This window comes from Pseudomonas rhizophila (genome assembly GCF_003033885.1).
In the GTDB taxonomy this organism is placed as follows: Bacteria; Pseudomonadota; Gammaproteobacteria; order Pseudomonadales; family Pseudomonadaceae; genus Aquipseudomonas; species Aquipseudomonas rhizophila.
On the sequence record NZ_CP024081.1, the window covers coordinates 491,258 to 514,345 of the forward strand.

At 60.4% G+C, this 23,088-nt stretch carries 16 protein-coding genes and 2 tRNA genes; 16 read left to right on the forward strand and 2 right to left on the reverse strand.

The genetic code is table 11. From position 1 onward, the window contains the following. Window positions 1-27: 27 nt before the first annotated feature. The gene (locus CRX69_RS02225) at window positions 28-1,320 is read left to right on the forward strand and encodes an adenylosuccinate synthase (protein WP_003186407.1); all 1,293 of its coding nucleotides are present in this window, start codon (window positions 28-30) and stop codon (window positions 1,318-1,320) included. A gap of 150 nt (window positions 1,321-1,470) precedes the next feature. After that, window positions 1,471-3,405 carry a methyl-accepting chemotaxis protein gene (locus CRX69_RS02230; RefSeq protein ID WP_107321461.1) on the forward strand — a complete coding sequence of 645 codons (1,935 nt, stop codon included), beginning with the start codon at window positions 1,471-1,473 and terminating at the stop codon, window positions 3,403-3,405. A 210-nt stretch (window positions 3,406-3,615) separates the two neighbouring features. Here CRX69_RS02230 and CRX69_RS02235 read toward each other — a convergent pair. Both CRX69_RS02235 and CRX69_RS02240 read right to left on the reverse strand, forming a co-directional pair. Next, window positions 3,616-3,702: transfer RNA gene (locus tag CRX69_RS02235), tRNA-Leu, on the reverse strand. Between the two features lie 175 nt (window positions 3,703-3,877). Then, window positions 3,878-3,964, reverse strand: a tRNA-Leu gene (locus tag CRX69_RS02240). A 226-nt stretch (window positions 3,965-4,190) separates the two neighbouring features. Between CRX69_RS02240 and rnr the strand changes: the two genes are divergently transcribed. The 14 genes from rnr (at window position 4,191) to CRX69_RS02320 (ending at window position 23,057) form a co-directional block, all read left to right on the forward strand. Further along, window positions 4,191-6,809 (forward strand): ribonuclease R, encoded by a 2,619-nt coding sequence (gene rnr, locus CRX69_RS02245; protein ID WP_047227316.1) that lies wholly within the window; start codon window positions 4,191-4,193, stop codon window positions 6,807-6,809. Continuing rightward, a complete protein-coding gene (gene rlmB, locus CRX69_RS02250; protein ID WP_107321462.1) occupies window positions 6,806-7,573 on the forward strand; it encodes a 23S rRNA (guanosine(2251)-2'-O)-methyltransferase RlmB in 768 nt (255 codons plus the stop codon). Before rnr ends, rlmB begins: the two co-directional genes overlap by 4 nt. Window positions 7,574-7,874: 301 nt before the next feature. Continuing rightward, entirely contained in the window at window positions 7,875-8,303 is a 429-nt protein-coding gene (gene rpsF, locus CRX69_RS02260) for a 30S ribosomal protein S6 (RefSeq protein WP_003186395.1), read from the forward strand. 28 nt (window positions 8,304-8,331) lie between these two features. Beyond that, window positions 8,332-8,562, forward strand: a complete 231-nt coding sequence (gene rpsR, locus CRX69_RS02265) for a 30S ribosomal protein S18 (protein ID WP_002551829.1) — start codon at window positions 8,332-8,334, stop codon at window positions 8,560-8,562. 36 nt (window positions 8,563-8,598) lie between these two features. Further along, window positions 8,599-9,492, forward strand: coding sequence for a YybS family protein (locus CRX69_RS02270; protein ID WP_047227318.1), 894 nt, complete (start codon window positions 8,599-8,601; stop codon window positions 9,490-9,492). 18 nt (window positions 9,493-9,510) lie between these two features. Next, window positions 9,511-9,957 (forward strand): 50S ribosomal protein L9, encoded by a 447-nt coding sequence (rplI, locus tag CRX69_RS02275; protein ID WP_047227319.1) that lies wholly within the window; start codon window positions 9,511-9,513, stop codon window positions 9,955-9,957. A 136-nt stretch (window positions 9,958-10,093) separates the two neighbouring features. Next, window positions 10,094-11,491, forward strand: coding sequence for a replicative DNA helicase (dnaB, locus tag CRX69_RS02280; protein WP_027911801.1), 1,398 nt, complete (start codon window positions 10,094-10,096; stop codon window positions 11,489-11,491). 251 nt (window positions 11,492-11,742) lie between these two features. Further along, window positions 11,743-14,043, forward strand: a complete 2,301-nt coding sequence (locus CRX69_RS02290) for a YgiQ family radical SAM protein (protein ID WP_047227320.1) — start codon at window positions 11,743-11,745, stop codon at window positions 14,041-14,043. Between the two features lie 241 nt (window positions 14,044-14,284). After that, window positions 14,285-15,202 carry an Ssp4 family T6SS effector gene (locus CRX69_RS02295; RefSeq protein ID WP_047227321.1) on the forward strand — a complete coding sequence of 306 codons (918 nt, stop codon included), beginning with the start codon at window positions 14,285-14,287 and terminating at the stop codon, window positions 15,200-15,202. Next, window positions 15,202-15,663 (forward strand): hypothetical protein, encoded by a 462-nt coding sequence (locus tag CRX69_RS02300; protein ID WP_107321464.1) that lies wholly within the window; start codon window positions 15,202-15,204, stop codon window positions 15,661-15,663. The genes CRX69_RS02295 and CRX69_RS02300 overlap by 1 nt, the downstream gene beginning before the upstream one ends. Further along, window positions 15,664-16,125: a hypothetical protein gene (locus CRX69_RS02305; RefSeq protein ID WP_107321465.1), complete on the forward strand. Its 462-nt coding sequence runs from the start codon at window positions 15,664-15,666 to the stop codon at window positions 16,123-16,125. 175 nt (window positions 16,126-16,300) lie between these two features. Then, on the forward strand, window positions 16,301-19,576 hold the full coding sequence (locus CRX69_RS02310) for a transglutaminase family protein (protein WP_107321466.1): 3,276 nt from the start codon (window positions 16,301-16,303) through the stop codon (window positions 19,574-19,576). Between the two features lie 101 nt (window positions 19,577-19,677). After that, window positions 19,678-22,164, forward strand: a complete 2,487-nt coding sequence (locus CRX69_RS02315) for a circularly permuted type 2 ATP-grasp protein (protein WP_107321467.1) — start codon at window positions 19,678-19,680, stop codon at window positions 22,162-22,164. Then, a complete protein-coding gene (locus CRX69_RS02320) occupies window positions 22,164-23,057 on the forward strand; it encodes a transglutaminase family protein (protein WP_047227326.1) in 894 nt (297 codons plus the stop codon). The genes CRX69_RS02315 and CRX69_RS02320 overlap by 1 nt, the downstream gene beginning before the upstream one ends. Window positions 23,058-23,088 lie beyond the last annotated feature (31 nt).

A 23,088-nucleotide genomic window follows, 5' to 3' on the forward strand; every position in this document is an offset into this window, starting at 1 on the left:
AAGTTTGCGCGAATGAGGACAAGTGTTATGGGTAAGAATGTCGTAGTCCTGGGCACCCAGTGGGGTGATGAGGGCAAAGGCAAGATCGTTGATCTGCTGACCGAACATGCTGCCGCCGTAGTGCGCTACCAGGGTGGCCACAACGCAGGTCACACCTTGGTGATCGACGGTGAGAAAACCGTACTGCACCTGATTCCGTCGGGCGTGTTGCGCGAAGGCGTGCAGTGCCTGATCGGCAACGGGGTGGTGGTTGCCCCTGACGCCTTGTTGCGGGAAATCATCAAGCTGGAAGAGAAAGGCGTACCGGTGCGCGAGCGCCTGCGTATCAGCCCGTCCTGCCCGCTGATCCTGTCCTATCACGTTGCGCTGGACCAGGCCCGCGAAAAGGCCCGTGGCGAGCTGAAGATTGGCACCACCGGTCGCGGCATCGGCCCGGCCTACGAAGACAAGGTGGCCCGTCGTGGCCTGCGCATCGGTGACCTGTTTCACCGTGAGCGCTTCGCCGCCAAGCTGGGCGAGTTGCTGGACTACCACAACTTCGTTCTGGTCAATTACTACAAAGAGCCGGCCATCGACTTCCAGAAGACCCTGGATGAATGCATGGAGTACGCCGAGCTGCTCAAGCCGATGATGCTCGACGTCACTGCCGAGCTGCACGAGCTGCGTCGCGCTGGCAAGGACATCATGTTCGAAGGTGCCCAGGGGTCGCTGCTGGACATCGACCATGGTACCTACCCGTACGTCACCAGCTCCAACACCACTGCCGGCGGCATCGCCACCGGCTCGGGTTTCGGCCCGATGTACCTGGATTACATCCTCGGTATTACCAAGGCATACACCACTCGCGTCGGTTCGGGTCCGTTCCCGACCGAGCTGTTCGATGATGTTGGTGCGTTCCTGGCCAAGCGTGGCCATGAGTTCGGCGCCACCACTGGCCGTGCCCGTCGTTGCGGCTGGTTCGATGCCGTCATCCTGCGTCGCGCCATCGACGTCAACAGTATCTCGGGCCTGTGCCTGACCAAGCTGGACGTACTGGACGGCCTGGAAACCATCAACATCTGCGTGGGCTACAAGAATCAGGACGGCGCGGTCATCGACGCACCGACTGACGCTGACAGCTACATCGGTCTGGAGCCGGTATACGAGCAGATGCCAGGCTGGACTGAGTCGACCGTGGGTGCCAAGACCCTGGAAGAGCTGCCAGTAGCGGCTCGCAATTACATCAAGCGCGTCGAAGAGTTGGTCGGTGCACCGATCGACATTATTTCGACGGGGCCGGACCGCAACGAAACCATCGTTCTGCGTCACCCGTTTGCCTGATAAGCCGTTGATGTAAAACACAAAGGACCCTCGTTTGGGTCCTTTGTCGTTTCTGCCTGCCAGACGGCACGACACTTGCTATACACCATGAATAATAAGTGCTTCTTGTGAAGTGCCATCAAATTAATGGCGTTAGTAGAGGGATTCCCTGTGTCGGCCGTTCTCTCATTGTTACAAAGCCGCCTGTTGCGGCCTGTGTTCGTTACTCTTGGTGTCGCCCTTTTGGTGCAGGTGCTGGTCGCTGTCGCGCTGACGCGAAGCACGGTCACTGCGCTGGAGGCTGATCTGGAGGCGCGGCTCGGCGGCGACAGCCAGAAGTTGTCTGGCGAACTGGAGCAGGCCGGGCGTGAAGTCACGTCGAGCCTGGACAGCTTGTCTGCCAGCACTCGTCAGCGCCTCACCGCCGGTTTATCTGCGCGACTGAAGGATGAGCAGGCACAGTTGCGGGCGACGCTGGAAAAATCGCTCAAGGACTCTGCCAATGATATGGCGCAACTCCTGGCTTCGGTTGCGCCCCGCGCCATGTGGGACAGCGACGTGCCTGCGCTCTCCGAGTTTGCCCGTCGGGCCCAGCGCAATCCCAACGTACTCTTCGTCATTTATGACGACGCCACCGGCCAGCACCTGACTCGCTACCTGAATCGGGAGAACCCGATCAACAAGGCTTTGTTGGAGAAAGGCCAGGGCGACCGGGCGCTGGACAAGGTGTTGGACGCGGCGAAGAACGACCCTTCGGTGTATTACCTTGAGGCCTCGATCAACCCCAACGGCGTAGAGATCGGCAAGGTGTTGATGGGCGTTTCCACGGCCTCCGTTGAAGCTGACCTGGGGGCGTTGGACCAGCGCTTCTCGGCCTTGATCGCCAGTGGTGACCAGTTGGTGGGTGATAGCCTCAAGGGGGCGGCAGCCGACAGCGCCACGGCAATGCGCGGGCGCCTGGAGTCGGCTCAGTCCACCGCGACGCAAATGCAGGCCAACACCGCCACCACCGTACAGGACGCTGCGGGCACTTTGCGCTGGCGGATCGGCCTGGGTCTAGCGCTGGTGGGGTTTGGCGTGCTGGTGCTGCTGGCGGTGGTGTTGGGGCGGCGAGTGGTCAATCGTTTGAAACTGTTGATTGCCGCGATGAACGATCTGGCGGCGGGTGAGGGCGACCTGACCAAGCGCGTGCAAATCAGCAGCAAGGACGAAATCGGCGAGATGGCCTCGGCGGTCAATCGTTTTGTGGATAAGTTGCAGCCCATCGTGCGAGAGGCGGGGGATGTGGCCCAGCGCACCGGTGTGGAAATCGGTGCAATGACCTTGCGTAACTCCGGTGCCGATGCGGCGGCCGGAATGCAGCGTGATGAAGTGGCCGAGAGCTTGCGAGCGTTGTCGCAGATGGCCGATGAAGCGCAATCGGAAAGCCAGGCGATGCAGGCTGCCTTGCAGCAGGTGGTGGAGATTCGCAAGGCCACCGACGAAAACACCCGAACCTCGGCCAAGGTCGGTGGTTTGATCGAAGCGCTGGCCGGGCAGGTCGACACGGGGGCAAAAGTCATCGAGCGGCTGGCGCAACAGAGCGAGCAGATCGAAGTGGTGCTCACGGTCATTCACGGCATTGCCGAACAAACCAACCTGCTGGCCTTGAACGCGGCCATCGAAGCGGCGCGGGCCGGGGAAACCGGGCGCGGGTTCGCAGTGGTGGCCGACGAGGTGCGTGCGCTGGCAAGCAAGACCCAGAGTTCGACCGGCGACATCCAGGCGCATATCGTCGCGCTGCAGCAGGGCGCTCGCGAGGCGGTGGCTGCCATCGGCCAGGCCGGGCGTCAGGCCAGCGAGGGGTTGTTGGTGCTGCGTGACAGCGCGCGCTTGCAGCAGTCGGTACAGACCTCTGTAGAGCAGGTGCATGCGGCCATCGGTCTGGCCACGCAAGCGGCGGCTCACCAGGCGCAAGGTGCGCAAGCGGTGCGTGGGCGGGTGGAAACCATTCACGCCCAGGCCGAGAAAGCGGCTCAGGCTGTGGTCGAGACCACGGCCAGTGGCAAGGTATTGGATAGTCTGGCGGCGCAGTTGAAGGCGAGCCTGGGGCAGTTCCGGGCTTGATGGGCTGGCCTCATCGCGAGCAGGCTCGCTCCCACATTGATCCACTGTGAACAGAGTATCTGTGAGCGCTGGAGATCCCGTGTGCGCGATAGCGGTTTCAGTGGCTCAGAGGCATCTTGTCGTCAGCCAATAAATCGCCAACCCCAGAAACGCAAAAACCCGCTTTCGCGGGTTTTTGTGAGTTCAAGGCCGTAACCTTGAAGCTTGAATTGGTGCCCAGAAGAAGACTCGAACTTCCACGACCTTGCGGTCACCAGCACCTGAAGCTGGCGTGTCTACCAATTTCACCATCTGGGCAGCATCTTCAGCGTTGCCGCTGTCGATGTGGCGCACTATACGGAGCGAGTTTTGATCTGTAAACCCCTGTTTTTGTTTTAGTAATTACCAGTCGGATTCCAGGGGCCGAAAATGCAAAAACCCGCTTTCGCGGGTTTTTGGGGAGCTGGCAGATCATTGATCTGTCGCTCGAAATTGGTGCCCAGAAGAAGACTCGAACTTCCACGACCTTGCGGTCACCAGCACCTGAAGCTGGCGTGTCTACCAATTTCACCATCTGGGCAGTATCGGCAACGTGTGTGCGTCGTCGATGGCGCGCACTATACGGAGCGTGTTTTTAACTGTAAACCCCTCACGAGAAAAAAACCGCTAAATTTCACGAGCGGTGCATTTCCGGGCTTCAAGAGGGGTCAAAAGGCTTCAGAAAAAGGCATTGGATGCTTGAAATTTCCCGTTTCATTACGCCTATGCCAAACTAACCCGCATATAGACAAGGTGAAAACTCTCTAATGGCCGATTGGCAGTCCCTCGATCCCGAGGCCGCTCGTGAAGCGGAAAAATACGAAAACCCTATTCCTAGCCGCGAACTGATCCTGGCGCATCTCGCCGATCGGGGTTCGCCTGCTAGCCGCGAGCAACTGGTCGAAGAGTTCGGTCTGACCACCGAAGACCAGCTCGAAGCCCTGCGCCGCCGTCTGCGCGCCATGGAGCGCGATGCGCAGTTGATCTACACCCGGCGCGGCACCTATGCGCCCGTGGACAAGCTTGACCTGATCCTGGGCCGCATCGCCGGTCACCGTGACGGTTTCGGCTTCCTGATCCCGGACGACGGCAGCGACGACCTGTTCATGAGCCCGGCGCAGATGCGTCTGGTGTTCGACGGTGACCGGGCTTTGGCCCGGGTTTCCGGCCTGGACCGCCGCGGCCGCCGTGAAGGCGTGATCGTCGAAGTAGTGTCCCGTGCCCACGAAAGCATCGTCGGCCGTTACTTTGAAGAAGGTGGCATCGGCTTTGTCGTCGCCGACAACCCGAAGATCCAGCAGGAAGTGCTGGTCACCCCGGGCCGCAATGCCAACGCCAAGGTCGGTCAGTTCGTCGAGGTGAAAATCACCCACTGGCCAACCCCGCGCTTCCAGCCCCAGGGCGATGTGGTGGAAGTGGTCGGCAACTACATGGCGCCGGGCATGGAAATCGATGTTGCCTTGCGCACCTACGACATTCCCCACGTCTGGCCCGAAGCGGTCCTGAAAGAAGCCGCCAAGCTCAAGCCGGAAGTCGAAGAGAAAGACAAAGAGAAGCGCATCGACCTGCGTCACCTGCCATTCGTCACCATTGATGGCGAAGACGCCCGGGACTTCGACGACGCGGTCTACTGCGAAGCCAAGCCTGGCAAGCTGCGCCTGTTCTCCGGCGGCTGGAAGTTGTACGTGGCGATTGCCGATGTTTCCAGCTACGTGAAACTCGGTTCGGCGCTGGACGCCGAAGCCCAGGTACGCGGCAACTCGGTGTACTTCCCCGAGCGCGTCGTACCGATGCTGCCAGAGCAACTGTCCAACGGTTTGTGCTCGCTCAATCCTCACGTCGATCGCCTGGCCATGGTTTGCGAGATGACCATCTCCAAATCCGGCGAGATGACCGACTACTGCTTCTACGAGGCGGTGATCCATTCCCACGCCCGCCTGACCTACAACAAGGTCAGCGCGATGCTGGAAACCCCGAAACTTGCCGAATCGCGCAAGCTTCGTGGCGAATACACCGATGTCGTGCCGCATCTCAAAGAGCTGTACTCGCTCTACAAAGTGCTGCTGGCGGCCCGTCACGTGCGTGGCGCGATCGATTTCGAAACTCAGGAAACCCGGATCATCTTCGGCTCCGAGCGCAAGATCGCCGAGATTCGTCCGACGGTGCGCAACGATGCCCACAAGCTGATCGAGGAATGCATGCTGGCCGCCAACGTCGCCACTGCTGAGTTCCTGAAGAAGCACGAGATTCCTGCGCTGTACCGGGTCCACGATGGCCCGCCGCCGGAGCGCCTGGAAAAACTGCGGGCCTTCCTCGGTGAGCTCGGCCTGTCCTTGCACAAAGGCAAGGACGGTCCGTCGCCCAAGGATTACCAGGCCCTGCTGGCCAGTATCAAGGATCGTCCGGATTTCCACCTGATCCAGACCGTGATGCTGCGCTCGTTGAGCCAGGCGGTATACAGCGCCGATAACCAGGGCCACTTCGGCCTGAATTACGAAGCTTATACCCACTTTACGTCGCCGATCCGTCGTTACCCTGACTTGCTCACGCATCGGGCGATCCGCAGCGTGATCCACTCGAAGATGGACACCCCGCACGTCAAACGTGCCGGTGCGATGACCATTCCCAAGGCGCGCATCTACCCCTACGACGAGGCGGCCCTGGAACAACTCGGCGAGCAATGCTCGATGAGCGAGCGCCGTGCCGATGAAGCGACTCGCGACGTAGTGAACTGGCTCAAGTGCGAGTTCATGAAGGATCGCGTGGGTGAGTCGTTCCCGGGCGTGATCACTGCCGTGACCGGTTTTGGCCTGTTCGTCGAACTGACCGACATCTACGTCGAAGGCCTGGTGCACGTCACCGCGCTGCCGGGCGATTACTACCACTTCGACCCCGTGCATCACCGCTTGGCGGGTGAGCGCACCGGTCGCAGCTTCCGTCTTGGCGATACGGTCGAAGTGCGGGTCATGCGCGTTGATCTCGACGAGCGCAAGATCGACTTCGAGATGGCGGAAAAAACCATCAGCGCGCCGATTGGCCGCAAGAAGCGCGGCACTGAAACTTCTGCGCCTGCGGCCAAGACCGCCGCCGAGCCTGCTGCGGCCAAGTCCGGGCGTCGCGGTCCGGCCAAGGAAAAGGCCGTCGAAGCCTATCGCCCAAGCGATGCGGCGGCAAAAAACGCCGAGCTGCGCAAAAGTCGTGAGATGAAACAGGCGTTGCTCGCCGAAGCCAAGAGCGGCGGTAAAGCGGCGTCTGGGGGAAAGACCGGACGGTCGGCGCCGGACAAGGCGACCGGCAAGCCGAGCAAACACCGTAAAGGCCCGCCGAAAGCGGGCTCGGCCCCAGCCAAGAGCGGCGGGGCGCGTAAACCCAAGGCCAAGTCATGAGTCAGTTGGAAAAAATCTACGGTGTGCATGCCGTGGAAGCATTGCTGCGTCACCATCCCAAGCGGGTCAAGCAGATCTGGCTGGCGGAAGGCCGCAGTGATCCGCGGGTCCAGACCCTGATCGAGCTGGCTGGCGAGAATCGCGTAGCGGTCGGCCAGGCCGAACGGCGGGAAATGGACGCCTGGGTCGAAGGTGTGCACCAGGGGGTGGTGGCTGAGGTCAGCCCGAGCCAGGTCTGGGGCGAGGCGATGCTCGACGAGTTGCTCGATCGCACTGAAGGCGCGCCATTGTTGCTGGTACTGGATGGCGTGACCGATCCTCACAACCTTGGCGCTTGCCTGCGCTCGGCCGATGCGGCGGGTGCATTGGCGGTGATCGTACCTAAAGACAAGTCGGCGACGTTGACGCCGGTGGTGCGTAAAGTCGCCTGTGGCGCGGCGGAAGTGATCCCGTTGGTGGCCGTGACCAATCTGGCGCGTACCCTGGAGAAACTCCAGCAGCGTGGCCTGTGGGTGGTCGGCACGGCGGGCGAGGCCGAGGTCAGCATTTATGACCAGGACCTGACGGGCCCGACGATCCTGATCATGGGGGCCGAAGGCAAGGGCATGCGGCGCCTGACCCGCGAGCATTGCGACTACCTGGTCAAGCTGCCGATGGCCGGCAGTGTCAGCAGCCTCAACGTTTCGGTCGCGACCGGCGTGTGCCTGTTCGAGGCTCAGCGCCAGCGTAGCGTCAAGGTTGCTGCGGCCGCCAAGAAATCCTGATCCAGTTGTATTCCTGTGGGAGCGAGCCTGCTCGCGATAGCGGAGTGCCGTTCAACGCAAATGTTGAATGGAGCGCCCTCATCGCGAGCAGGCTCGCTCCCACAATGGTTTGTGTGGGTAAACATTGGGGTTGTTCAAATAATCACCAATCACCTTGCGCCGCCCTCGGCCCTTCTCTACAATTGCGCCCCTTGCTGTGATGGCAGGCACTTATGTGTCTAGCGTCCACAAGTCCATAAGTGTCATTCACTCCTTGTCTGACCGTTTTTGAGCGGCAGGCTACAACCCGTAAGGAGCATTCATGCGTCATTACGAAATCATCTTTTTGGTCCACCCGGATCAAAGCGAGCAAGTCGGCGGCATGGTTGAGCGTTACACCAAGCTGATCGAAGAAGACGGCGGCAAAATCCACCGTCTGGAAGATTGGGGCCGTCGTCAACTGGCCTATGCAATCAACAATGTTCACAAGGCTCACTACGTGATGCTGAACGTTGAATGCACCGGCAAGGCCCTGGCCGAGCTGGAAGACAACTTCCGCTACAACGATGCAGTGATCCGTAACCTGGTCATCCGTCGCGAAGAAGCCGTCACCGGCCAATCCGAGATGCTCAAGGCTGAAGAAAACCGCAGTGAGCGCCGTGAGCGTCGCGACCGTCCTGAGCACTCTGACAGCGCCGATGGCGATGACAGCGATAGCGACAGCGACAACAGCGATAACGCTGACGAGTAATCCACGGACCTTTTAAGGAGCCAATCACATGGCACGTTTCTTCCGTCGTCGTAAATTCTGCCGCTTCACCGCTGAAGACGTGAAAGAGATCGATTACAAAGATCTCAACACTCTGAAAGCCTACGTATCCGAGACCGGCAAAATCGTTCCAAGCCGTATCACCGGTACCAAAGCTCGTTATCAGCGTCAGCTGGCCACCGCTATCAAGCGCGCCCGCTTCCTGGCCCTGCTGGCCTACACCGACAGCCACGGCCGCTGAGACCGGGCAGTCGACACGTAGCAAAGGATTGAATGCATGCGCGCCTTAGCTGAGTTCATCATGCGCGGTCGTATGCAGGCCACTCTGGTAGTGGCTGGATGCGCGGCATTGCCGTTGTTGTATTGGTTGGGTGCTGCCGCGGTGAGTCTTGTACTCCTGCGGCGCGGATTGAAGGACGCCCTTGGCGTTCTTGCTCTGGGACTGCTGCCGGCTTTGCTCTGGTGGTTGTATTCCGCTGACCCGCGGGCACTGATGGTGCTGCTGGGGTCTTCGGCGCTGGCGTTGGTGTTGCGCGCAAGCGAATCCTGGAACCGCGTGCTGCTGGTCAGCATAGCGATGGGAGTGGTGTTTTCAGTGGTGCTCGGGGTGGCTTTCGCGCCCCAGATCGAGATGCTGTCGCAGGCTTTGATAAAAATCCTGCCCGAGGCCCTCGGTGATCTCTACCAGCAGATGTCGGTAGAGGAGCAAGCGCGTTTCGCGTCCCTGATCGCACCGGTCCTGACCGGCCTGATTGCGGCCTTGTTACAAATCGTCAGTGTGCTGAGCCTGATTATCGGGCGCTACTGGCAGGCGTTGTTGTACAACCCGGGTGGTTTTGGTCGCGAATTTCGCGCCATCCGTTTCCCGCTTGGGCTGGCGATGTTGCTGCTGGCGGGCATGCTTCTGGGGCCGAACTTCGGTCCGCAGATGGCCATGCTCACGCCGTTGTGCAGTGTACCGCTGGTATTTGCCGCTCTGGCCCTGATTCACGGGCTGGTGGCGCAAAAGCGACTGGCCAGGTTCTGGCTGGTGGGGTTGTACGTCACGTTGTTGCTGTTCATGCAGCTGATCTATCCGTTGCTGGTGGTCCTGGCCATCGTCGACAGCCTGATTGATTTTCGCGGTCGTATGGCGCCGAAAGACGCCGACAACGCGAACGGTGAAGGTTAAAAGTTAGAGGATTTTCACATGCAACTGATCCTTCTGGAAAAAGTCACCAACCTGGGCAACCTGGGTGACAAAGTAAACGTTAAGGCCGGTTACGGTCGTAACTACCTGCTGCCTTACGGCAAAGCCACCGCTGCGACCGCTGCCAACCTGGCCGCGTTCGAAGAGCGTCGCGCTGAGCTGGAAAAAGCCGCAGCAGACCGTAAGACCTCGGCTGAAAGCCGTGCTGCCCAACTGGCCGAGCTGGAAGTGACCATCACTGCCACCGCTGGCGACGAAGGCAAGCTGTTCGGTTCGATCGGTACTCACGACATCGCTGACGCACTGACCGCCTCTGGCGTTGAAGTGTCGAAGAGCGAAGTTCGTCTGCCGAACGGCACCATCCGCAACGTAGGCGAATTCGACGTAGCCGTGCACCTGCACGCCGAAGTTGAAGCCACCGTACGCGTTGTCGTGGTAGCAGCTTAAGCAATACCTGTCGGCTGGCACCCTCGGGTACTAGTCGGTAACATCGGGCACGATCCTGTTTACAGGTCGTGCCCTTTGTCTTTCTGCAATTGCTGATTTTCAAAACCCCCTGCGTTTCCAAAAGAATCAAGTGGCCATGAACGAAATCACCGCTCCCGAGCAATACGATCTGCAAACCGCAGCCCTGAAGGTGCCTCCGCACTCCATCGAGGCCGAACAGGCCGTGCTCGGTGGTCTGATGCTGGACAACAACGCCTGGGAACGCGTGCTCGATCAAGTATCCGACGGCGATTTCTACCGACATGACCACCGCCTGATTTTCCGTGCCATCGCAAGATTGGCCGATCAGAACATGCCGATCGACGTGGTGACCCTGGCCGAGCAATTGGACAAGGAAGGCCAGACGTCTCAGGTTGGCGGCCTCGGTTACCTGGGTGAGTTGGCAAAAAACACGCCGTCTGTCGCCAACATCAAGGCCTATGCCCAGATCGTGCGCGAACGGGCGACCTTGCGCCAATTGATCGGTATCAGCACCGAAATCGCGGACAGCGCCTTCAACCCGGAAGGCCGAACCGCTGCCGAGATCCTCGATGAAGCGGAACGGCAAATCTTCCAGATCGCCGAGGCCCGGCCAAAAACCGGTGGCCCGGTGAGCGTCAACGATCTGCTGACCAAGGCCATCGACCGCATCGACACCCTGTTCAACACCGACAACGCCATCACCGGCCTGTCCACCGGCTACACCGACCTCGATGAGAAGACCAGCGGCCTGCAGCCATCGGACCTGATCATCGTCGCCGGCCGTCCGTCCATGGGTAAAACCACCTTTGCGATGAACCTGGTGGAAAACGCCGTGCTGCGCAGCGACAAGGCCGTACTGGTGTACTCCCTGGAGATGCCAGGTGAATCGCTGATCATGCGTATGCTCTCGTCCCTGGGACGTATCGACCAGACCAAGGTCCGTTCCGGCCAACTGGAAGATGACGACTGGCCGCGCCTGACTTCGGCGGTCAACCTGCTCAACGACCGCAAGCTGTTCATCGACGATACTGCCGGTATCAGCCCTTCGGAAATGCGCGCCCGGACCCGTCGCCTGGTGCGTGAGCACGGTGATATCGCGCTGATCATGATCGACTACCTGCAGTTGATGCAGATTCCGGGCTCCAGTGGCGACAACCGGACCAACGAGATTTCCGAAATCTCCCGTTCCCTCAAGGCCCTGGCCAAGGAATTCAACTGCCCGGTGGTGGCGCTCTCTCAGTTGAACCGTTCCCTGGAACAGCGCCCCAACAAACGCCCGGTGAACTCCGACTTGCGTGAATCCGGAGCGATCGAGCAGGACGCCGACGTGATCATGTTCGTCTACCGTGACGAGGTGTACCACCCGGAGACGGAGCACAAGGGCATCGCCGAAATCATCATCGGCAAGCAGCGTAACGGCCCGATCGGCTTCATTCGCCTGGCCTTTATCGGTAAATACACCCGATTCGAGAACCTGGCGCCGGGTAGCTACAATTTTGATGACGACGAGTAACCTGTTTGGCTCCTGTGGGAGCGAGCCCCTTCTCCAGAAGGTTGCACTTCCCCTGTGGGAGCGAGCTTGCTCGCGATAGCGGTGTAACCGTCAGCACATGCATTGAATGTGCTGGCCCTTTCGCGAGCAAGCTCGCTCCCACATTTGATGTGCGGTGCGCCACCGATTTCCGACCATAGCCGTCGGAATTGGTTAATTTTTGTGCTATATTCCGCGCCCGCGATTTTTCATCTTTCATACCGGTCATCGACATGCAAGCAGCCAAGCCGTTATTTGACTATCCCAAGTACTGGGCCGAATGTTTCGGCCCCGCGCCGTTCCTGCCCATGAGCAGGGAGGAGATGGATCAGCTCGGCTGGGATTCGTGCGACATCATCATCGTGACCGGTGATGCCTACGTCGATCACCCGTCGTTCGGCATGGCGATCATCGGTCGGCTGCTGGAAGCCCAGGGCTTTCGCGTCGGGATCATTGCCCAGCCAAACTGGCAGTCCAAAGACGACTTCATGAAGCTCGGCGAGCCGAACCTGTTTTTTGGCGTCGCGGCCGGCAACATGGACTCGATGATCAACCGCTACACCGCCGACAAGAAAATCCGTTCCGACGACGCCTACACCCCGGGTGGCATGGCGGGCAAGCGGCCGGACCGTGCGAGCCTGGTCTACAGCCAGCGCTGCAAGGAAGCCTACAAGCATGTGCCGATCGTGCTCGGCGGTATCGAAGCCTCCCTGCGCCGCATCGCCCATTACGATTACTGGCAGGACCGGGTGCGCAACTCGATCCTGATCGACGCCTGCGCCGACATCCTGCTCTACGGCAACGCCGAGCGGGCGATTGTCGAAGTCGCCCAGCGCCTGTCCTATGGCCACAAGATTGAAGACATCACCGATGTCCGTGGCACCGCGTTCATCCGCCGCGACACCCCGCAAGGCTGGTACGAGGTTGATTCCACCCGCATCGACCGCCCGGGCAAGATCGACAAGATCATCAACCCGTATGTGAACACCCAGGACACCGCTGCCTGCGCCATCGAGCAAGAGAAAGGTCCGGTTGAAGACCCGAGCGAAGCCAAGGTCGTGCAGATTCTGGCGAGCCCGCGCATGACTCGCGACAAGACCGTGATTCGTCTGCCGTCGGTGGAAAAGGTTCGTGGCGATGCGGTGCTCTACGCTCACGCCAACCGCGTGCTGCACCTGGAAACCAACCCGGGCAACGCCCGTGCTCTGGTGCAGAAGCATGGTGAAGTCGATGTCTGGTTCAACCCACCACCCATTCCGATGACCACTGAGGAAATGGACTACGTGTTTGGCATGCCTTACGCGCGTGTTCCGCACCCGGCGTACGGCAAGGAAAAGATCCCGGCCTACGAGATGATCCGTTTCTCGGTGAACATCATGCGTGGCTGCTTTGGCGGCTGCACCTTCTGCTCGATCACCGAGCACGAAGGCCGGATCATCCAGAACCGCTCTGAAGAATCGATCATTCGCGAGATTGAAGAGATCCGCGACAAGGTCCCGGGCTTCACCGGCGTCATTTCCGACCTCGGCGGCCCGACCGCGAACATGTACCGCATTGCCTGCAAGAGCCCGGAAATCGAATCCGCGTGCCGCAAGCCATCCTGTGTGTTCCCCGGTATCTGCCCGAACCTCAATACCGACCATTCTTCGCTCATCCAGCTGTACCGCAGCGCCCGGGCATTGCCTGGGGTGAAGAAAATCCTGATTGCCTCCGGCCTGCGTTACGACCTGGCGGTCGAGTCGCCGGAATACGTCAAGGAACTGGTGACCCACCACGTGGGTGGTTACCTGAAGATCGCCCCGGAACATACCGAGGAAGGTCCGCTCAACCAGATGATGAAACCGGGCATCGGCAGCTATGACAAATTCAAGCGGATGTTCGAGAAGTACACCAAGGAAGCCGGCAAAGAGCAGTACCTGATTCCATACTTCATCGCCGCCCACCCGGGCACCACCGACGAAGACATGATGAACCTGGCGCTGTGGCTCAAGGGCAACGGTTTCCGCGCTGACCAGGTGCAGGCGTTCTATCCGTCGCCGATGGCCACCGCCACGGCCATGTACCATTCGGGCAAGAACCCGCTGCGTAAGGTCACCTACAAGAGCGACGCGGTGACCATCGTCAAGAGCGAGGAGCAGCGCCGCCTGCACAAGGCCTTCTTGCGGTATCACGACCCCAAGGGCTGGCCGATGCTGCGCGAAGCGCTGACCCGCATGGGCCGCGCCGACCTGATCGGGCCGGGCAAGAATCAATTGATTCCGTTGCACCAGCCAGCCACCGACAGCTACCAGAGCGCCCGTCGCAAGAACTCGACGCCGGCTGGCAGCCACAAGGTAGGCAAGGAAACCACCAAGATCCTGACCCAGCACACCGGTCTGCCACCGCGCGCCAGCGACGGCGGCAACCCGTGGGACAAGCGCGAGCAGGCCAAGGCCGCGGCATTCGCCCGCAACCAGCAGGCCGCCAAGGAGCGCAAGGACGCCGCCAAGGGCAAAGGGCCGAAACCGGCGCGCAAGCCAGTCGTACCGCGCTGATCGCCAAGCCACATTGCAAACGCCAGCTTAAAAGCTGGCGTTTTGCTTTCTAGCGGCTGTGCTACTCGTTTGCTATCGTGGCGACCGCCAATGCCAGTCAGTTCCGTGCAATAAAGCCAAACACCGCTCTTGCTCCCTCGCCACAGATGTCAGTGTTGGCCCTGGCAGAGCCCGGCTTGCCCGCAATCACGGCCACACAGGCAATAAAGTTCTCACCCTCGGATTTTCAAGGACGATTCATATGAGTACCCCTTTACCGGGTATCGGCATGGACTACAGCCCCTCCCAGTTCATGGCCCGCCAACGCATCGAAAGCCAGATCAACCTGCCGCGCCTGTTCGCGGCCATCGACGCCGATCCCAGTATCGTCGGCGCTGGCGTGGTGTACATCGATGCCGAATTCAACGTGGTGACCCTGCGCGAGTTCAAGCCGATTTGCAGTATCAAGCCCAAGCGGATCATCTTGCGCGAGGCGCAGAAGTACATTGCGCCGGCTCAGTTTGCTGATCAGGTAAAGAACAACCCGCGTGAGTCTCGTTTAGTGGGAGAGGCTGTCAATACGACGTTATCCTGCGCTGGCGCCATTCTGGGCTGGATTGTGGTTTTCAGTGGCACGATCGCAGTTCCATTTACAGCGGGTGCAAGCCTGGTTGTCACAGCCGTGGGGGCAACCGCCGCCGCTGCCAGTACTGCGCAGTGCGTGGTTGGGAGCATGCGTACCTACAACGAACTCAACGATCCAGCAGCTAATGATGATATGGACAGTGAGGACTGGTATCGCTACGCAATGCCAGTGTTGGATGCCGCGTCATTGCTGGGAGCCGGGGCATCCACTTTAACAACGCTCAAACTCTTGCAAGCGAGGAAGGTCTCGACTGGCAGGAGTTGGTACGAGCTTTCCAAAGGTTTGACTCGTCAGCAAAGAAAGGCATTGACCAAAGAGTTGTTAACACTGAAGGACCCAAGCCTGACTAACAAACTATTGAAGCTTCGCCAGCGTTCGGGGACGCTTGCAAAGCGTTTCACGGCTACCCAGATCAATCACGCGACCGTGACCCAGATTCGCGACTCTCTGGGGGCCGCCATCGGCTTAACGGGCAGTAGCTTGTCTGGGAACCTGAAGACAATTGCCGTGGGGCTGTATGAGGAAGTTGAATAATGGACCGCAAGCATTCATTGAACACTTTCCTCGCTCATTATTTTCCAACCTTCATCTGCGCTTTTTTTCTAGCCTGTTTCGCGGTTTCCGCTTCAATTTCATTAGTCTCTAGCACTTACTTTCGAGGCGATCCTGAACGGGCCAAGTATTCTTTTCTGGTTGCGTTGATCCTCTCTTTGCTCTTGGCGTTGAGCCATTTTGTCATGATCAGGGGGCGGTCATGGGGTGTTCGTGCCATCGTTGTGTTCTATCTGGCGTGTCTCTTCACGGTCCTCCCCACCTACGGCTACAAGCCGCATCCTTTTGCCTATGTGACGGGGTTGTTGTTCCCGTTGCTGGGGCTGCTATTGCTCAACAGTAAGCGCCATCGAGAGATGCGCCAGAAATTGTCGGAGTTGCGCGAGGAGCGTATGGCGATAAGGTCTGCCGTCCGTTTACAGAAGAAAAGGAAAGGACGCTAGATGGAAAACTATCCGACTTTCATCCATTTTATGAAGCGCTACTTTCCGACCTTCATCGCAACGATATTCGTGGCGAAAATATCGTGTTTACTGGCGCTCTTTGCTCTTCTCGACAGTTTTTTTGTGCGCGCTACGTTGTCGAGCCAAGCGAAAATTTCCGCTGTATGCATTGCTATTTGTACGTTGGTTCTGGTCCATAGCAACTTTATGGTCGTGCGCGGCAGAGCGGGTTGGGTCTGGGTGTTTGTCGGGCTTTTTGTGGTCTGTCTGTTGTGTGTCTTGCCGACTATTGGTTATCGCCCGAATCGATTCGTTTATGCGGCGGGTCTGTTTTTTCCATTGCTCGGGCTGCTATTGCTCAACAGCAAACGTCACCGCGAAATGCGCAGCAAACTGGTAGAAGTCCGCCACCAACGCGAGCTCTTCATCCAGGCCGCCAAAGCCTCCCGCTCACGGCGTTGAGTCGATTCGCTACCACCGCTGCCACATTTATGTGCTTAGCTTTGCACCCGAATGCGAGCATCGCGCGCTTTTAGTGCTCTACTGCCTTGAGTAGACGAAGAAAGTGTCCGGCTTGCCTGCATGGCATAAGTCTTGCGCCGCTTTCGATAACGCCCAGGCTCGCAGGAGGTACGTCGTGTCGATTCACGTCGCATTGCACCATGTCACGCATTACCGATACGACCGCGCTGTCGAGCTCGGTCCGCAGATCGTTCGCCTGCGCCCGGCGGCCCACAGCCGCACGCGCATTCTTTCTTATGCGCTGAAGGTCGCGCCCGATCAGCACTTCATCAACTGGCAGCAGGATCCCCAGGGCAATTACCTGGCGCGGTTGGTGTTTCCCGAGAAAACCCGGGAGCTGCGCATTGAAGTCGATCTGCTGGCTGAAATGGCGGTGTTCAATCCGTTCGACTTTTTCCTGGAACCCTACGCGGAAAAAATCCCGTTCACCTATGCCGCCGATGAGCGCAAGGAGTTGGCGCCTTACCTTGAAACCCTGCCGTTGACGCCGAGATTCCAAGCCTATCTGGACGGCATCGACCGCACGCCGTTGCCGGCGGTGGATTTCCTGGTGGCGCTCAACCAGCGCCTGAGCGAAGACATCAACTACCTGATCCGTATGGAACCGGGCGTCCAGACCCCGGAGCACACCCTGGAGCATGCGTCCGGATCCTGCCGCGACTCGGCCTGGTTGCTGGTGCAGTTGTTGCGCAACCTTGGCCTGGCCGCGCGGTTCGTTTCCGGTTACCTGATCCAGTTGACCGCCGACGTGAAAAGCCTCGACGGTCCGTCCGGTACCGAGGTGGATTTCACCGACTTGCATGCCTGGTGCGAGGTCTACCTGCCCGGTGCCGGCTGGATCGGCCTGGATGCGACGTCCGGGTTGTTCGCCGGTGAAGGGCATATTCCGTTGGCCTGTAGTCCCGATCCGTCCTCGGCGGCGCCCATCAGTGGCTTGGTGGAACCGTGCGAGTGCGAATTCAGCCACGAAATGTCCGTCGAGCGGATCTGGGAAGCGCCACGGGTCACCAAGCCCTACACCGAAGAGCAGTGGCTGGCGATTCAGGCGTTGGGCCGGAAAATTGATGCCGACCTGCTGGAAGGCGATGTGCGCCTGACCATGGGGGGCGAACCGACCTTCGTCTCGATTGATGACCCGGACGGCGCCGAATGGAACACCGCCGCGCTGGGGCCGGACAAACGTCGCCTCTCCGCCGAGCTGTTCCAGCGCATGCGCAAGCATTATGCGCCCCAGGGGCTTGTGCATTTTGGCCAGGGCAAGTGGTACCCCGGTGAGCAGTTGCCGCGCTGGTCGCTCAACTGCTATTGGCGGCGTGACGGAGTGCCGATCTGGCACAACAGTGCGTTGATCGCCGACGAGCAGCAGGACTACGGCGCCGACGGCGAAATGGCCGGGCGCTTTCTGACAAGCGTTGCCGAGCGTTTGAAAATTCCTGCGCGATTCGTGTTCCCAGCCTACGAGGACAATTTCTATTACCTCTGGCGCGAAGGTGCATTGCCATCGAACGTCACGGCCCAGGACCCCCGCCTGGAAGATGCTTTGGAGCGGGAACGGTTGCGCAAGGTCTTCAGTCAGGGCCTGGATAAAGTGATCGGGCAGGTCCTGCCGCTGGCGCGTACCGCCAAGGGCGATCAATGGCAAAGCGGTCGATGGTACCTGCGCGATAGTCACTGCCGGTTGGTACCGGGGGATTCGCCCTTGGGCTACCGCCTGCCATTGGCTTCCCAGCCCTGGGTGACAGCGGCCGAATACCCCTTCATTCATCCCACCGACCCGAACCAGGACCTGCCGGCGCTGCCCGATGCCGAACGCCTGGCCCGTCATGGTGAGCCGGCAACCGAGCAGGATCGTGCCCCGCAGATCGACGAATCCGCCGACTGGCTTACCCGCACGGCGTTTTGTGCCGAGGCTCGCGAGGGGCGTTTGTACCTGTTCATGCCGCCCCTGGAGCGGGTCGAGGATTATCTGGAACTGGTCAGCGCCATCGAAGCGACAGCCGAGGAGCTGCATTGCCCGGTACTGTTGGAAGGCTACGAGCCTCCGAGCGACCCGCGCCTGAGTAACTTTCGCATCACCCCCGATCCGGGTGTGATCGAGGTTAACGTGCAGCCGTCCGCGACCTGGGATGAACTGGTCGAGCGCACCGAGTTTCTTTACGAAGAGGCGCGACAGACCCGGCTGACCACCGAGAAATTCATGATCGACGGTCGGCACACCGGCACCGGTGGTGGCAACCATTTCGTACTGGGGGGCGCAACCCCGGCCGACTCTCCCTTTCTACGGCGCCCTGACCTGCTGCGCAGTCTCATCAGCTACTGGCATAACCACCCGTCGTTGTCCTACCTGTTTTCCGGCTTGTTCATCGGCCCGACGTCCCAGGCGCCCCGGGTGGACGAAGCGCGCAACGATGCGTTGTATGAGCTGGAAATTGCCTTCGAACAAATGCCGCAACCTGGCGAAGAGTGCCCGCCCTGGCTGGTTGATCGGCTGTTGCGCAATCTGTTGATCGACGTGACCGGCAACACCCATCGTGCCGAATTTTGCATCGACAAGCTCTATTCGCCGGACGGCGCCACCGGGCGTCTCGGTCTATTGGAGCTGCGGGCTTTTGAAATGCCGCCCCACGCCCGTATGAGCCTGGCCCAGCAGCTATTGCTGCGGGCGCTGGTGGCGCGGTTCTGGCGTGAGCCCTACCTGCCTGCGAAGCTGGCGCGGTGGGGGACCGAACTGCATGACCGCTTCCTGTTGCCGCATTTTATCGAACAGGATTTTGCCGACGTCATCAATGAACTGAACGCCGCCGGTTACCCGCTGCGGGCCGAATGGTTCGCCGCGCACCTGGAGTTTCGTTTTCCCAAGGTGGGTGATTACGCGGTCAGCGGCATCGAACTGCAATTGCGCCAGGCCCTTGAACCCTGGCATGTACTGGGAGAAGAGGGGGCAGCGGGCGGCACCGTGCGGTATGTGGACTCTTCTCTTGAACGTTTGCAGGTCAAGCTTAGCGGCCTGGCGCCGCAACGGTATCTGCTGACCTGCAACGGTGTTCCGGTGCCGCTTCAAGCCACCGGCCGGGTCGGCGAATTTGTCGCCGGGGTGCGTTTTCGCGCTTGGCAACCGGCCAACTGCCTGCAGCCGACCATTGCGGTCCATGCGCCGTTGGTCTTCGATTTACTCGACACCTGGACGCAACGTTCGGTGGGGGGGTGCCAGTATCATGTGGCCCATCCGGGGGGACGTAATTACGACAGCCTGCCGGTGAATGCCAATGAGGCGGAGAGCCGGCGAATGGCGCGTTTTTTCCGTCTCGGACACACGCCTGGGAAACTTCCGATACCTCACCTGACAGTGGACGACGAGTTTCCCCTCACGCTCGATCTGCGACGTTTTTGAGAGCGCTCCCTAAGTCGTACACGACACCCGGATATTTCAACTATCCGGGTGTCATGCGCTTGCGCTAGTCTCACGTTTCATTGCTGCCTGCCGAGCTTTCCATGCCTGACCTGCTTGACCGTTACCCGCTGACGACGGGCACCTATCACGAATTGATGGACGACAGTGGCGCGGTGCGCGGGCACTGGCGCCGCCTGCTCGACCATTTGCAGCGCAGTACGCCGGCCCAACTGCTCCAGCGTCAGGCACTGTTGGCCCGGCAGATCCAGGAAAACGGTGTCACTTACAACGTCTATGCGGACCCGAAGGGCGCCGACCGGCCGTGGGAGCTGGACCTGCTGCCCCACGTGATCGATGCGCAGGAGTGGAAGCAACTGTCGGCGGGCATCGCCCAGCGTGCACGCTTGCTCAACGCAGTACTGGCCGACCTGTACGGGCCGCAACGGCTGATCAGTGAGGGGCTGCTGCCGGCGGAACTGGTGTTCGGGCACAACAATTTTCTCTGGCCGTGCCAGGGCATAACGCCACCGGACGGCATTTTCCTGCACCTGTATGCCGTGGATCTGGCCCGTACGCCCGACGGTCGCTGGTGGGTCACGGCGGATCGGACCCAGGCGCCTTCGGGGGCCGGGTATGCGCTGGAAAATCGCATGATCGTCTCCCGCGCCTTTCCCGATTTGTATCGTGACCTGAAGGTCAAGCACCTGGCCGGTTTCTTCCGCACCTTGCAGCAGACCCTTGCGCGTCAGGCCCCCAGTGATGGCGAGTCGCCGCTGGTGGTGCTGTTGACGCCTGGACGGTTCAACGAAAGCTATTTCGAACACCTTTACCTAGCGCGCCAGCTGGGCTATCCGCTGGTGGAAGGGAGCGACCTGACCGTTCGCGACGCCACGGTGTACCTCAAGACCCTGAGCGGGCTACGACGGGTTCACGCCATCATGCGCCGGCTCGACGATGATTTCTGCGACCCGTTGGAGCTGCGCACCGATTCGGCCTTGGGTGTACCGGGATTGCTGGAGGCGGTGCGCCAGGGCCGGGTGCTGGTGGCCAATGCCTTGGGCAGCGGCGTGCTGGAATCACCGGGCCTGTTGGGCTTTTTGCCAAAGATCAGCCAGTTTCTGTTCGGTGAGGAACTGATACTGCCGTCCATCGCCACCTGGTGGTGCGGTGAGCCGCCGGTGCTGGCCCAGGCCTTGGAAAAACTGCCGCATTTGCTGATCAAACCGGCGTTTCCTTCCCAAAGTTTCAGCCCGGTATTGGGGCGCGACCTGAACGAACAACAGCGTGCACTTCTGGCCGCGCGCATGCAGGCGCGTCCCTACGCCTATGTCGCCCAGGAACTGGCGCAGCTGTCCCAGGCACCGGTCTGGCAGGCCGAAGACGGTCAGCTTCAGCCGCGGGCCATCGGCATGCGCGTGTATGCCGTTTCCGGGGAGGATGACTATCGGGTGCTGCCGGGCGGCCTGACCCGCGTGGCGGCCGAGGCCGACGCTGAAGTGGTGTCGATGCAGCGAGGCGGCGCCAGTAAGGACACTTGGGTCCTGGGCGAACAGGCGCCCAGTGGCGAACAATGGAAGGCCCAGCGAACCGTGGGCGTCCACGATCTGGTGCGACGTGATCCCTATCTGCCGTCCCGCGTCGTGGAAAATCTGTTCTGGTTCGGTCGCTACTGCGAGCGCTGTGACGACAGTGCGCGGCTGCTGCGGATCATGCTGGCGCGCTATGTCGATGGCGACGACCCGCAAGCGCTGCTGTCGGCGGTGTCCCTGGGGGAAAGCCTGATGCTGTTGCCGGAGGAGGGCGAACTGCCCGAGCGACTGCTGGCGGCCTTGTTGGGGGACGATTGGTCGTTCAGCCTGCGTTCCAACCTGCAGCGATTGCAGTGGGCGGCCTCCCAGGTTCGCGGCAAGCTGTCCCGGGAGAACTGGCAGGCACTGGTGGAGCTGCAGCGCGAAGCCATGGAGCTGGAAACCGCGGAGCCGGATTTCGGTGAGTTGCTGGATTTTCTCAACCGTTTGGTGATGTCCCTGGCGGCGTTGTCCGGATTCGCGTTGGACGACATGACCCGCGACGAGGGCTGGCGTTTCCTGATGATCGGTCGTCGTCTGGAGCGCCTGCAATTTCTCAGCAGCAGCCTGGCGGCGTTCCTGCGAGGCGAGGCGGTGTTCGACCAGGCGGGGCTGGACTGGTTGCTGGAACTGGGCAACAGCAGCATCACCTATCGTTCGCGTTACCTGGCGGTGGCCCAGTTGATTCCGGTGCTCGACCTGCTGTTGCTGGACGAACAAAACCCTCACGCGGTGCTCTTCCAGTTGAAACTGGTGGCCCGTACCCTCAAGCGCTTGAACGATGACTTCGGCGCGCCCAGGGAAACCGCCTTGCCAGAGCTGGTCGCTCGCCTGTCATGCTTTGACCTGCGTTGCCTGGAGAGTCCGCTGTTCGGCGAGGCCAGCCTGCGCGCAGCCCTCGATGGCTTGGCCGATCTGTTGCAGGAAGTGGCCGACGTCAGCGGCCAGGTGTCCGATCGCCTGGCCTTGCGTCATTTCGCTCACGTCGATGACGTCAGCCAGCGTACGGTGTCCGTCTGATGAGCGCTCGTTACCAGATCTTCCACGACACCCACTACCATTACGACAGCCCGGTATCCCTGGCCCAGCAGCTTGCTCACCTGTGGCCGCGCCCCTGTGAGTGGCAGCGTTGCACCGAGCAGCAGTTGTTGATCAGCCCGGAGCCGACGACCCGACGCGATGAGCTGGATGTGTTCGGCAACCCACTGACCCGCCTGGCGTTCGAACGGCCCCATGACGAGTTGCTGGTCAACGCGCGTCTGAGCGTGGAAGTGTTGGCGCGTCCTGTGCTGGACTTCAGTTTGTCCCCCGCCTGGGAGTCAACCCGTCATGCGTTGACCTACAGCGGCCGGCCAATGGCTGCTCCGTTGCTGGATGCGTGCCGCTATCGTTTCGAGTCACCCTATGTGCACCTCAAGCGCAGCTTTGTCGAGTTTTCCGAAAGCTGTTTCGCGCCGGGGCGCCCATTGATGCTCGGCGTGCGGGCGCTGATGGAGAAGATATTCGAGGAGTTCACCTTCGATGCCGAAGCCACCCAGGTGGCAACGCCGCTGGTGGAGGTACTGGAACGGCGGCGGGGCGTTTGCCAGGACTTTGCTCACCTGATGCTGGCCTGCGTGCGCTCCCGCGGGTTGGCGGCGCGTTACGTCAGCGGCTACCTGTTGACTCAACCGCCGCCGGGTCAGCCACGGTTGATCGGTGCCGATGCCTCGCACGCCTGGATCTCGGTGTTTTGCCCGGTGCTGGGCTGGGTGGACTTCGACCCGACCAATAACGTTCAGCCGGCGCTGGAACACATCACATTGGCCTGGGGCCGGGATTTTTCCGATGTGTCGCCGTTGCGGGGAGTCATTCTGGGCGGCGGTGATCATGACCCCGAAGTGCGGGTGACGGTGATGCCGCTTGAATCGTAAACAGATCCCAGTGTGGGAACGGACTGGGCTG